8 protein-coding genes and 2 pseudogenes are annotated in these 11,918 nt (G+C 50.7%); 5 read left to right on the top strand and 5 right to left on the bottom strand.

The annotated features are described in order from the left end of the window. Nucleotides 1-124 precede the first annotated feature (124 nt). A pseudogene (locus OGX91_RS06760) lies at nucleotides 125-610 on the top strand (Rpn family recombination-promoting nuclease/putative transposase); the annotation flags it as partial. A 123-nt stretch (nucleotides 611-733) separates the two neighbouring features. After that, nucleotides 734-1,552, top strand: coding sequence for a lipoprotein NlpA (gene nlpA, locus OGX91_RS06755; RefSeq protein WP_005121526.1), 819 nt, complete (start codon nucleotides 734-736; stop codon nucleotides 1,550-1,552). On the opposite strand, the pseudogene OGX91_RS06750 reads toward nlpA, so the two are convergent. Both OGX91_RS06750 and OGX91_RS06745 read right to left on the bottom strand, forming a co-directional pair. Further along, nucleotides 1,524-2,482, bottom strand: a pseudogene (locus OGX91_RS06750) (carboxylate/amino acid/amine transporter). The gene nlpA and the pseudogene OGX91_RS06750 overlap by 29 nt on opposite strands. 206 nt (nucleotides 2,483-2,688) lie before the next feature. Beyond that, entirely contained in the window at nucleotides 2,689-3,696 is a 1,008-nt protein-coding gene (locus OGX91_RS06745; protein ID WP_005121528.1) for a zinc-binding alcohol dehydrogenase family protein, read from the bottom strand. A 110-nt stretch (nucleotides 3,697-3,806) separates the two neighbouring features. Here OGX91_RS06745 and OGX91_RS06740 point away from each other — a divergent pair, with 110 nt between their 5' ends. Then, complete coding sequence (locus OGX91_RS06740) at nucleotides 3,807-4,709, top strand: LysR family transcriptional regulator (protein WP_040231542.1); 903 nt, start codon at nucleotides 3,807-3,809, stop codon at nucleotides 4,707-4,709. Between the two features lie 30 nt (nucleotides 4,710-4,739). Here OGX91_RS06740 and OGX91_RS06735 read toward each other — a convergent pair whose 3' ends face one another. The 3 genes from OGX91_RS06735 to OGX91_RS06725 all read right to left on the bottom strand — a co-directional run bounded on the left by OGX91_RS06735 (nucleotide 4,740) and on the right by OGX91_RS06725 (nucleotide 7,814). After that, nucleotides 4,740-6,236, bottom strand: coding sequence for a C69 family dipeptidase (locus OGX91_RS06735; RefSeq protein ID WP_286625786.1), 1,497 nt, complete (start codon nucleotides 6,234-6,236; stop codon nucleotides 4,740-4,742). A 343-nt stretch (nucleotides 6,237-6,579) separates the two neighbouring features. Further along, complete coding sequence (locus OGX91_RS06730; RefSeq protein ID WP_005121533.1) at nucleotides 6,580-7,044, bottom strand: hypothetical protein; 465 nt, start codon at nucleotides 7,042-7,044, stop codon at nucleotides 6,580-6,582. Beyond that, entirely contained in the window at nucleotides 7,041-7,814 is a 774-nt protein-coding gene (locus OGX91_RS06725) for a winged helix-turn-helix domain-containing protein (protein ID WP_005121534.1), read from the bottom strand. The genes OGX91_RS06730 and OGX91_RS06725 overlap by 4 nt, the downstream gene beginning before the upstream one ends. Nucleotides 7,815-8,388: 574 nt before the next feature. Between OGX91_RS06725 and OGX91_RS06720 the strand changes: the two genes are divergently transcribed. Beyond that, nucleotides 8,389-9,006, top strand: coding sequence for a helix-turn-helix transcriptional regulator (locus OGX91_RS06720; protein WP_149691892.1), 618 nt, complete (start codon nucleotides 8,389-8,391; stop codon nucleotides 9,004-9,006). 74 nt (nucleotides 9,007-9,080) lie between these two features. Further along, on the top strand, nucleotides 9,081-11,861 hold the full coding sequence (misL, locus tag OGX91_RS06715) for an intestinal colonization autotransporter adhesin MisL (protein WP_149691891.1): 2,781 nt from the start codon (nucleotides 9,081-9,083) through the stop codon (nucleotides 11,859-11,861). Nucleotides 11,862-11,918 lie beyond the last annotated feature (57 nt).

Below are 11,918 nucleotides of genomic sequence, written 5' to 3'. Positions count from 1 at the left end.
ATGTTGTGTGCGCCACTGGCGAGTAATGTCCCGTCATCTTGTTCTTCTTGTGACGGATCGCCATGCAAAAACCAATAACCTCTACGCCGCATGATGCGGTATTTAAAAAGTTCTTAAGTCATCCAGAACTGCGCGGCGGCTATATGGCGCGGCCTTCCCGTTGGTCGATATCACGGTGGTGTCCGACGATGAGATTATGCAGCACCAGCGAGTGGCGCTACTTGAACTTGTCCAGAAGCATATACGTGAGCGCGATTTGATGGTGCTGGTCGATAACCTGGTTGCTCAGCTGATTAAGGGACACGCTAATGACAGTCAGGTAGAAACCCTATTTAATTATCTGATGCAGTCTGGCAGCGCACCGCGTTTCGAGACGTTTATTCGCGAGGTGGCTTTACGCGTTCCCCAACACAAGGAGAGATTAATGACTATTGCAGAATGTTTACGTGAATCGGGGCGAATAACGGGTTTGTTAGAGGGCAAACTCGAAGGCAAACAAGACGAAGCGTTGCGGATAGCCCATGCCATGCTGGAGAAGGGGATCGATCGTGAACTGGTGCTAATTATCACCGGGCTTTCAAGTGATGAACTAATGGCATCTTCCGACTAATTTATCTTTTTCCCGTTATGCTTTTTTCTTCTTGCTGATGCTTTTTCGTTTTTTAAACCGCAGCGGCCTTGCCGCTATAGTCATTTCATTACTCATCAGGCGGTTATTAAAAAAGGATAAAACGTGAAACTGAAGATACCTCATTTTGGGGCCGGGGCGGCAGTATTGCTGGCGGGATTATTGCTGGCAGGATGCGATCAGCAGAGCAGCGATGCGAAGCATATCAAAGTCGGCGTAATTAACGGCGCAGAGCAGGATGTGGCGGAAGTTGCGAAGAAAGTGGCTAAAGAAAAATATGGCCTGGAGGTGGAGCTGGTAGGGTTTAGCGGTTCCCTGTTGCCCAACGATGCCACTAATCATGGTGAGCTGGATGCCAACGTCTTCCAGCATCGTCCGTTCCTCGAACAAGATAATAAAGCACACGACTATAAGCTGGTTGCGGTGGGCAATACCTTTGTGTTCCCGATGGCAGGGTATTCGAAGAAAATCAAAACCGTCGCTGAACTAAAAGACGGTGCAACGATTGCGATACCTAACGATCCAACCAACCTCGGGCGGGCGCTGTTGCTGCTGCAAAAAGAGAAGTTAATTACGCTGAAAGCGGATACCGGCCTGCTGCCAACAGCGTTGGATATCACTGATAATCCGCGGCATCTGAAAATTATGGAACTGGAAGGCGCGCAGTTGCCGCGCGTATTGGACGATCAGAAAGTGGATGTAGCGATTATCAGTACCACCTACATCCAGCAAACCGGTCTTTCCCCGGTACATGACAGCGTATTTATCGAAGACAAAAACTCACCGTACGTGAACATCCTGGTGGCGCGAGAAGACAACAAAGATGCCGGGAATGTGAAAGAATTCCTGCAATCTTATCAGTCACCGGAAGTGGCGAAAGCGGCTGAGAAAATCTTTAACGGCGGCGCGGTTCCGGGCTGGTAATCGTGACTCGTTGCCGCGCCGGTTGGGTTAAACCGCTCTGGCGCGGCGACGTGAGTCCATTGAGATCAGCACGACCGATGAGAGGATCAACAGCGTGCCCAGCCAGTCAGGCAGGGTAAATGTAATGCCTAATAGCAGCAGGGACAGCAATGCGCTGCTCAACGGTTCCGCACAGCTTAAAATGCTCGCCTTCGGCCCGCCAATCATCTGCGCGCCTTTCAGGTACAGGCTAAACGTCAGCGACGTGCCGATCACCACCAGATAGAAAAACGCCAGAATTAAACTGCCATTGACCACGAAGTCTGTCCCCTCTCCGGCATAGAACGGGAGCAGGATCAGGCCGCCTATCAACATGCTCCAGCCGACAATCGGCAGCGTGCCGTAACGCGCGATAAGCGTTGAGGGGTAGGTGGTATAAAACGCGGCGGCAAACGCCGAAGCAATTCCCCAGAACAGCGCGGCAGGTGAAATAGACAGCGACGTCGGGTTACCGTGGGTGACCAGTAAGAAGGTGCCAATGAGCGAGGTGAAAATCGCGGTCAGCACTAATATTCCCGGTCGTGCTTTGCGAACCACGGAAAACCACGCCACGATAATGGTCGGTGACAAAAATTGCAGTACCGTCGCGGTGGCAGCGTTGGATTTTTCGATGGTCAGCAGGAAGGTGAGCTGTACGGTGAGCGCCCCGACCACGGAAAAAATGAGCAGGCTGATGGCGTCTTTGCGGTTTTTGATAATAGAGAACACTTTGTCGCCGTGAACGAAAGAGAGCATCAGCAGAATCAACCCGGCGAAAATCAGGCGCGTCATGGTCAGAAACTGTGACGACATCTGGCTTTGCTCCATGATGTACTGCGCGCAAACGCCCGAACTTCCCCACAATACGGCGGCAATCAGGACGTTCATCATCCCTCTTCTGGTGGAACTCATCTTTCCCTCGGCATGTTGTTTTGTCTTATTTGTGTGCAGGCATCATAGCAGAGATAGTGAAGCGAGTGAGACATGACTGTCGAAGCCCCCATGCGGCAGGGGGGCTTCGGCAGTTATTTTATGGCGCAATCGGCGTCAGATAATCCAGCCGTAGCAGTTTGGCCTTTAGTACCGCAATAATGAAAATCATCTCAGTGTCAGGCATGTTAAAACCCCTCCAGCACAATCTTGCCGACCGAACGACCGGTTTCAATTTGCGCGTGGGCTTTTTGCAGATTTGCTGCAGTGATAGCGCCAAAATGCTCGCCCAGCGTGGTGCGGAGGGTGTTGCTGTCGATCAGCAGTGCCACGCGGGTCAAAAGCTGGTGTTGCGCGATGATATCGTGGGTGGTAAACATCGAACGGGTAAACATAAATTCCCAGTGCAGCGAAATGCTTTTGGCCTTCAGCGGACGGGCATCGAGGAATTCAGGATCGTCAATCAACGCCAGTTTGCCCTGCGGTGCCAGGGCGGCAATAATTTGTTGGTAGTGCTGCTCGGTATTGTTCAGGCTGGCAACGTGCGTCACCTCTTTAATGCCTATCCGTGCCAGCTCTTCCGTCAACGGCTTGCTGTGGTCAATCACATGATGAGCGCCCGCTTCACGAACCCATTTCTGGCTCTGCGGACGTGATGCCGTACCGATGACGGTCATTTTGGTCAGCTTACTGGCCAGTTGCGTCAGGATAGAACCGACGCCGCCAGCCGCGCCAACGATCAGTAACACATCATCTTCATTGCCGTTTTCCTCAACGCCCAGACGGTCAAACAGCATTTCCCAGGCGGTGATCGCGGTCAGCGGCAGCGCCGCCGCAGAGGCATTATCCAGTGATTGCGGCTTCAGCGCGGTAATACGTTCATCAACCAGCTGAAATTCACTGTTACTGCCAGCGCGACCCAGCGCACCGGCGTACCAGACTTCATCGCCCGGTGAGAACAGGGTGACGGCTTCACCCACGGATTTCACCACGCCCACGGCATCCCAGCCCAGCACGCGCGGCACATCAGCGTTAAAACCCTCGCGAACCTTGGTATCAACGGGGTTGACGGAAATGGCCTTCACTTCAACCAGCAGATCGTGCCCGGTGGCAACCGGCACGGGCAGGTCAATCTCTTGTAAAAATTCAATATTATTGCCGTCGGTCGCGGCGCGGGTAATAGCGATGGCTTTCATAATCTCTCCGGTTTAGAAACCTTATCTCTGTTGAATAATTCGATGGTAAACCGGCAGCAGAACGGGAAAAATAGCCCCACGGCGACAGGACTTATACTCGGGGAGTGAAAATGTTCCGGCTTGAAGATCTCACGTTGTTTGTCCGCGCCGCGGCGCTGAATAGTTTTAGCGATGCTGCGCGCGAAGTCGGCGTTCAGCCTGCTCAGGTTAGCTCAGCCATCAAGCGTCTGGAGTCGACGTTGGCTATCCGTTTGTTCGCCCGCTCCACGCGCAGCCTGCGCCTGACGCCCGAAGGCGAGGTCTGGCTACCCTATGCCCGCCAGATGCTGGACGTAATGCATGCCGGACTGCAAAAAATACAGACCCCGGAAGATGAAGTGTCAGGCACGCTGCAAATTGCCGTGCCTTCCGATCTCGGCCGTAACCTGCTGTTGCCGGTCTTTCAGTCATTTCGACGCCGCTATCCCGCGCTGCGCCTGCGGATTTTTTTCTCCGACCAGGTGACGGATGTCTTTAAAGATCCCGTCGATGTTGCGTTTCGCTATGGCAACACCGAAGACGCGTCTTACATTGCACTGCCCGTGGCGCCGGGGAACCGACGCGTGCTGGTGGCCTCACCGGAATGGGTGGTGCAAAACGGCGCGCCGCAAAGCCCGGGTGACTTAGCGCAGCTCAACGCCATGACCTTCGTCTTGCGCGGACGTCTGCACGATCGCTGGACGTTTACGCGAAACGGTGAGGTCAGCAGCGTGCAGGTTAACGGCACCATAATGAGCGACGATGCGGAAGTGATCCGCCGCCTGGCGATTACCGGCGAGGGCGTGGCATATAAGTCGTGGCTGGATGTCAGCGAGGATGTACGTGATGGTCGATTACAACTGCTGATGCCGGATTATCAGGGAGAGACAGTCCCGCTGAATATGATTTGCCCGCATAGGAAGCAGCTTTCAACGGCGGTCCGTCTGCTGCACGACGCGGTGAAGGCGCGGTGTGAAATGCTGGCGCAAAACTAATATGCGCCAGCAATTTTATTGCGTCGTTAATCAGTCTTTTTTCGCCGCGTTGGCAAAGAAGATATCAGACTGAATGTCTTTAGTGCGGATGGTAAACAGCTGATTAGTCAGAACTTCCGTCAGCTTCTCGGCGTCAGCCATGATGCGAAGGTTGAAGTCATTCAGCATCTTATCGGCGGCAGGTTTATCGGTTTTCGCCATTTTCAGATACTCTGCTTCGACCTCTTTTTGCTCCTTCGCCACTTTGTCTTCCCACGCTTTGTAGGCTTTTTTGACGATTGGCGCGAGCTTCGGATAATCGGTCATGGTCAGCGTTTGTAATTTACGATATTTCCAGTAGATAGACTGATCGTCCGCTTTATCGGTACCCATCGTATAGTTAGCCGGATACGCTTTCAGGCCGCTGTAGTACGGAACAAAGGCGGTGAGGTCGGCCATACCCAGGCCAATGTAGGTCGTTTCACCAATCTCTTTTGGCAACCACGGACGAACCTGCATAACGTGCGCTTCATAGGTGCGGAAGACGCTGACCGGACGCCACGGCTCTTTGCCGTTCAGACCGTTGGTGTAGGGGTCATGGCTGGTGCCTTCGTAATGGTTACGCAGTACGGCCTTCACATCGTCCAGCGTCATTTTCTTCTCTGGCGTCATGAAGACCGGGAATTCACGTCCTTTGGCCATATCCTGGTTTACGGAAGGATTGAACTCTTTCTGGATGGTCCATACGCGAGGGTCGTTATACGTGCGGTCACGTTCGTCATCACGGGTATAGGCTTTGGAGAAGTTGAATTTACCGTCTTTTGCCGGTTCGTACAGACCTTTTTCGGTCGCAAATTGGATCAGGTTTTTTGACGCCATCATGTCAGGGTTTTTCGGATCGTAATCCTGTAAACGCCCCTGATTGCCGGTGGCAAAATACTGGTTATTCGGCAGGCGCTGTGCCATCCACTGATGGCCGCTGCCGGTTTCCAGATACCAGATCTCGTTATCGTCGACGACGGCAACGCCAAAGCCTTCACCTGCGCCGACGGTCTCAACGATATGGCCCAGCAGCGCCACGGCTTCACGCGCGGTTTTACTCTGCGACAGCAGAATATCCGGAATATCGTCTTCGGTGATCCCTTTATCCTCAACGTACGGGTCGGCGGCCAGCGCTTTTGGTGAGGCAAAAATAGATTCTGTGCCGCTCACGCCAACGCCCAGCTCGTTAAATCCGGTCGCGCCGTGCAACTGGGTTTTCCAGTTTGGAACAGTGGTATAACGCAGAGAGTTTTTGGGTAGCGGCCAGGTAAAGTCATTCGCACCGTTATGTGCTTTGGTGCTGTATACCCCGGTCTGATTCTGTTTTGCCGGGTGAATGACAAAATGCTGTGCTTTCAGGGCATCACTGTCAGCGCTACGCGCTACCAGCATGGAGCCGTCCGCTGATGCTTCGTTACCGACCAGCAGGGTCGTACAAGCAAAACCTGATGAAACAACGGCCAAATTTATAGAAAGTGCAATCAGGCACTTTTTAAAAGTAAACATTACGTATCCCTCATATGTACGCCAAAAATACACCGGAAACACACCGTTTCCTGAAATGCGATAACGCCTGAACCTTCAGACATTGCTCGCGAGAGAGATAAACGCCCCTGCCCACGCCTTCTCCAAATATCCATCCGTAGATTGAAGTCTTCTGGACAAAATAAAACGCCCGTTTCGCTTAATTATTACGCAATGGAATATCATGATATTCAGGATGTTTCCTGATTCGGGGAAAAGAATAGCAATGGGATATGAATGGATTCAGTGACCCATGTCGCGTAAGTCGATGATGACAAATATGAATTCCTGCGTGAGGGCACCCTTTTTGTATCCGGATATGACGTTACTTTTTACGGCAATACAGCGAAGGAACAGTGGAACTCGCTACTATCCACGCCCCTTTATACTCCTCCATGACCAGACTCAGGCGCTGTCCGGTTTCGCGATAAAAACTGGGCAAGGTCTCGTTGATATCGTCTTTATCGGCGGAGTCTGAGAAGGTTTTTACCAGTTGCGTTGACTGCAGCACGCGCGCGTCGTGGTGCTGGGTATAGGTAAAATAGATGTTTCTGCTAATACCTGTGACGTGACGCCCGTACAGTTTTCCGGTTAAGGTTGCCAGCCCCTGATGGTCGTACAACCGATACGACACCGTGCCGGTAAAGCGGTTGCTGCCAATATTCCACTCCACGTTACCGACGCAGTTCAATGGCCTGTCGGCGTAGCGTGAATACCATAACCAGGCGCCTGAACCCAGCATCAATACCACGCCGATCGCCAGCAGGATAAGATTGTGTATTTTGTTCATTTCCCGCGCATCCAGTAGTAATGAGTAGAACAAAACGCGTGAACATCTATCCGCGCATCCTTATCGCAGACAAAGGCCACCATCCTCTGTGCCCTACGGTAACCTGAAAGAAACACATGTTTGTTATATTCACAAAGATCGGGATGCGATTGCATCAGGCTGAAATAGCTTTCCAGATTGTGTTCATTCGGTGAGTAATAAATTTTACAGTTTTCCTGAGAGGGAATTTGCATAGAAACCGACACGAATTTACTAAACGGCATGACAGGGCGAGTCTGATACCAAACCAACCAGATAATCAGAGTAGTAATAATCACTCCGGTGGTTAAGAAAATGTTCCACCAGGGAATCGACGTTGCTACTTGCGGTGGAGAGGGTGTTACCTCGGGATTGTTGTTTTCCTTAATAAATGGTGCTAAGGGGGGCTCAGTTTGGGAATGAGTGATCGTCTCCACATGCGTATTCTCATTTAATCTGAGTCCACGCCGGGAAATAGTTTTGACTGTATCACGGGGCAACCCGACATCCGCCAGTGCATTGCGCAACGTCAAAATTGCCTGGTAAAAAGTATTGGTCGTCGTCACATTGTTTCTTTCTCCCCAACCTACTTTGAGCAGCGTGTTCTGAGAAACAATGTCACTTGCGTGAGTAATTAAATAGAGAAAACAGAGCGAGGCTGGGATCTGCAGTTGAATTGCTCGCCCGGTCTGTCGATTGACCAGGCTTTTGTTATCAGGATTAAATTCGACCAACTGGTTGATAAGGTACAATGCCCGGCCCTCAGTAACGAAAACGTCTCATATTTTGCATCAACATACCCATTTCATATTACATCTAAATGGATAAGACGCTTCTACCTTTGTACTTGATCAAAGATAAGAATTTTGTGTTTAATGGGTAAATCCTTTTAATACAATGAGTTATGGTATACATATCTTAGGTGATAATTAACTAAGGTAAAATAATGAGAATTAATTACAGGTTTATCTGATTAGTTATTATATTTATCCCACAACATCACAAAGGTTTCTGGTTTTTAGGAATTTTGTAATTTACTAAAATCATTTTTTAAGGTTTTGTTTTAGCAAATAGTGCTGTATTTACGTTTATCGTGATGTCTGGATTTGTGTATAAAACTCCTAATATATGGGTTATTAATCTGAGAGAAAACTTCGTAATACTTATCAACATAACGATGTTTACAGTTGGAGATTGTTTTTCTATAGGATTTTATAACATTTTCATCAATCGACTGTTATTAGCAGAAATGGAGTTCACCACGTGTCGGATTGACACATTTATTTACCGATGAAATATTTATGGAAAATAACAGGGGCATAGTTGATGAAGAGAAAGACGCTACAGAGTGTTCGTTGCATAAGCTGTGAATTATCCTGTGAATTATTTCCGGATGCTGCCGTACGTGCACAATATTGCCACCGAGCCGCTTTTGCTGTCTGGCCAGAGGGTAATGATTATTTGAAAAAAGGCATTGTTGAAAAACTTTTACTTAATAATCACAACCATTTATCCCATGGATTTATTTTTATCGATTTTTCATTCCCGAATTTGCGCCTGTTCACCGATCCGCAATGGGTGGATCGCCTGACGCAGAGTGGTATGCATATTGTATTGATAGCGGACCGGATCCTGGCGCCGTTAGCCAATTACTGGTTATCGAAAAGCAATAAAATTCAAGGGATTATTTATTTCAATGATAGTGATGAAGTTCAACATCAGAAAATACGTCGCTTATTCCGGGGGCATCTCGCCAACAGCAAACGTGGGCGTTCATTAAATTATACGGAAATGGTATTACTCAAGCGATTTATTTCAGGGGTAAGTATTCAGCAAATTACCCGAATAGATAATATTGATGTTAAGAGAATATATGTCTACAAACTTCGACTTGAAGATAAGTTAGGCCTAAGTATTCATAAAATACTCTCTAACATTTTATAGCTGATTCTCATTTTTATTATTTCCACGTCATCGCGATGTGGTGGACGCCCTACGCCCGAAAGCAGGAGGCTATTATGAAAAAACCTAAGCATTACTCACGCATTGCTATAGCGGTATCAGCCGCGTTAACGTCAATGGTATTTTCAACCCACGCGGCCTGGATTGATATTGACAGTCTGCCTTCCAGTGGACTGGTGAGCAGCCTTTCGCCGGAATTGCAGGCTTTATTTCCTGCTCAGGCGAATGCCAGTTTCGCAAAAACCAGCGCCACGCCGAATTATGTTTATCAATGGAGTGCTGGCACCATTCCTGTTTATGGCAATGGGTTAACGCTCAATGGGCCAGGAGCAGAAGCCTTTGAGCACTCCATTACCGTTATTCAGAACAGCCAAACGGGAAGTCCGGGCGTTATTTTTGGCGATGACCTGACGATTTACACTAACTCAAAGAATTCCGCTGATAACGGTAAAAACGTTGATGGCATCCGTACACACGGTGCCAACACGCCGGATAATCCGGTCTTTATTATCACCGGGGATCGCACCAGCATCTACGTGGATGGTCTGGATGGTGACGGTATAAACGCTGGTTACAACGCAATTGGCCAGGGCTGGATAGGGTCGGCAAACATTTACGTCGGCGACGATCTGTATATCAAAACGACCGGAAATCAGGGGCGTGGTATCACCGCCAACGCGATGAGAGATGCCACGCTTGCCAAGAATACGATTATCGTCGGCGATCGTGCACACATTGTGACTACCGGCGTTGGTTCAGAGGGGATCCGTTCCGGGCAGAGCGGCTCGTCAATCCGCCTTGGGAATGATGCCACTATCGAGACATCGGGGGCCTCCTCAACAGGAATTTACGCCGCCTCATCTTCCAAAACGGAACTGGGCAATAACGCCACTATTTCGGTGAGCGGTGCCAGCGCCCATGCGGTCTATTCCACCAATGCAACGGTGAATCTGGGTGATAACGCGACGATTAACGTTAACAGCTCTACGAAGGCAGCCTCTTACAGCAAAGCGCCACGCGGTCTGTATGCGATTTCACGCGGCACGGTAAATCTTGGTGGCGGCGCTACTATTGCTATGGCGGGCGACCACAGCAATGAAAGCTACGCCATCAGCACAGAAACGGGCGGTATCGTCGATGGCTCTGCTGGCGGACGCTTCCTCATCGACGGCGATCTTCACGCCGCTGGCGCGACTGCCGCGAACAGCAGCCTGCCGCAGCAAAACAGTGCGATTAAGCTCAACATGACCGACAACTCGTTGTGGAGTGGGGCGTCATACATCACCAGCGTCACGGCCGGAACGGGGGTTATCTCGCTGCAAATGAGTGATGCAGTTTGGAATATGACTAACAGTTCCACGCTCACCGACCTGACGCTGAACAGCGGGGCGGTGGTGAACTTTAGGCATACTGACGGCGAACCGTGGCAGACGCTTACCATCAATGAAGATTACACCGGCAACGGCGGCACGCTGGTCTTTAATACCGTCCTCAATGACGATACCTCCGAAACCGATAAGCTGATTGTTCTCGGCAACACCACGGGTGACTCTTTTGTGGCGGTGAACAACATTGGCGGCACCGGGGCACAAACCGTTGAAGGGATTGAGATAATTGAAGTGGCTGGCAATTCTGACGGCAATTTTGAGAAGGCAAGCCGTATTGTTGCCGGTGCCTACGACTATAACGTTGTGCAGAAGGGCAACAACTGGTATCTGACCAGCTTTATTCCTGCTCCGCCGGATCCGGAAGACCCGGACCCGGTCGATCCGCATGACCCTGATCCTGTTGACCCAGACCCGGTCGATCCTGTGGACCCGATTATTCCTGAACCGGAAGAACCTGTAGCACCTCCGGTCACTGAGCAGCAGTACCGTCCGGAAGCGGGTAGCTATCTGGCGAACAACTACGCCGCTAACACGCTGTTTATGACCCGACTGCACGATCGTCTGGGCGAAACGCAGTACATCGACATGCTGACGGGCGAGAAAAAAGTCACCAGTATGTGGATGCGTAACGTCGGGGCGCATACCCGCTTTAAAGACGGCAGCGGGCAGTTAAAAACCCAAAGCAACAGCTATGTGTTGCAGTTAGGCGGCGATCTGGCGCAGTGGAGTTCCGACGGTCTCGACCGCTGGCACATTGGCGCAATGGCAGGCTATGCCAACAGCCAGAACCGCACGCAGTCCAGCCTGACCGGCTACCATTCACGTGGTCAGGTTACCGGTTACAGCGTGGGGCTGTACGGCACCTGGTATGCCAATGACGCAGACAAAACCGGCACCTACGTGGATACTTGGATGCTGTACAACTGGTTTGATAACAAAGTGATGGGCCAGGAGCAGGCGACAGAGAAATACAAATCCAGCGGGATAACCGCTTCGGTAGAAGCCGGTTACAGCTTCAAACTGGGTGAAAACGAGCGCAACAGCTACTGGCTGCAACCGAAAGCGCAGGTGGTGTGGATGGACGTGCAGGCCGACAGCCACCGCGAAGCGAACGGTACCCGCGTGAAAGACAACACCGATGGCAACCTGATGACCCGTCTGGGTGTGAAAGCCTTTATCAACGGTCACAACGCCATCGACGACGGTAAATCACGCGAGTTCCAGCCGTTTGTCGAAGCCAACTGGATCCACAACACGAAGACGACCCGCGTGAAGATGGATGATGTGAGCAACGATATGCGCGGCACGAAGAACATCGGCGAGCTGAAAGTCGGCGTTGAAGGGCAAATCACCCCGCGCCTCAACGTGTGGAGCAACGTGGCTCAACAGGTCGGCGACAAAGGCTACAGCGATACCCGCGGTATGCTGGGCGTGAAATACAATTTCTGACGGGATTGTAAGTAACAGAAAAGCCGCTGATTAATAGGTCAGCGGCTTTATTTTTTG

It is taken from the genome of Citrobacter sp. Cpa228 (genome assembly GCF_030333085.1).
GTDB lineage: Bacteria > Pseudomonadota > Gammaproteobacteria > Enterobacterales > Enterobacteriaceae > Citrobacter > Citrobacter pasteurii.
The sequence above is the reverse complement of the archived record's forward strand: the minus strand, read 5'-3'. Positions and strand labels throughout refer to the sequence as shown.

Excerpts from the sequence above, each read along its gene's own strand:
- misL (WP_149691891.1), top strand. The coding sequence starts at position 9,081 with ATGAAAAAACCTAAGCATTACTCACGCATTGCTATAGCGGTATCAGCC.
- OGX91_RS06745 (WP_005121528.1), bottom strand. The coding sequence starts at position 3,696 with ATGAAAGCCATCGCTATTACCCGCGCCGCGACCGACGGCAATAATATT.
- OGX91_RS06740 (WP_040231542.1), top strand. The coding sequence starts at position 3,807 with ATGTTCCGGCTTGAAGATCTCACGTTGTTTGTCCGCGCCGCGGCGCTG.
- OGX91_RS06720 (WP_149691892.1), top strand. The coding sequence starts at position 8,389 with ATGAAGAGAAAGACGCTACAGAGTGTTCGTTGCATAAGCTGTGAATTA.
- OGX91_RS06735 (WP_286625786.1), bottom strand. The coding sequence starts at position 6,236 with ATGTTTACTTTTAAAAAGTGCCTGATTGCACTTTCTATAAATTTGGCC.
- OGX91_RS06730 (WP_005121533.1), bottom strand. The coding sequence starts at position 7,044 with ATGAACAAAATACACAATCTTATCCTGCTGGCGATCGGCGTGGTATTG.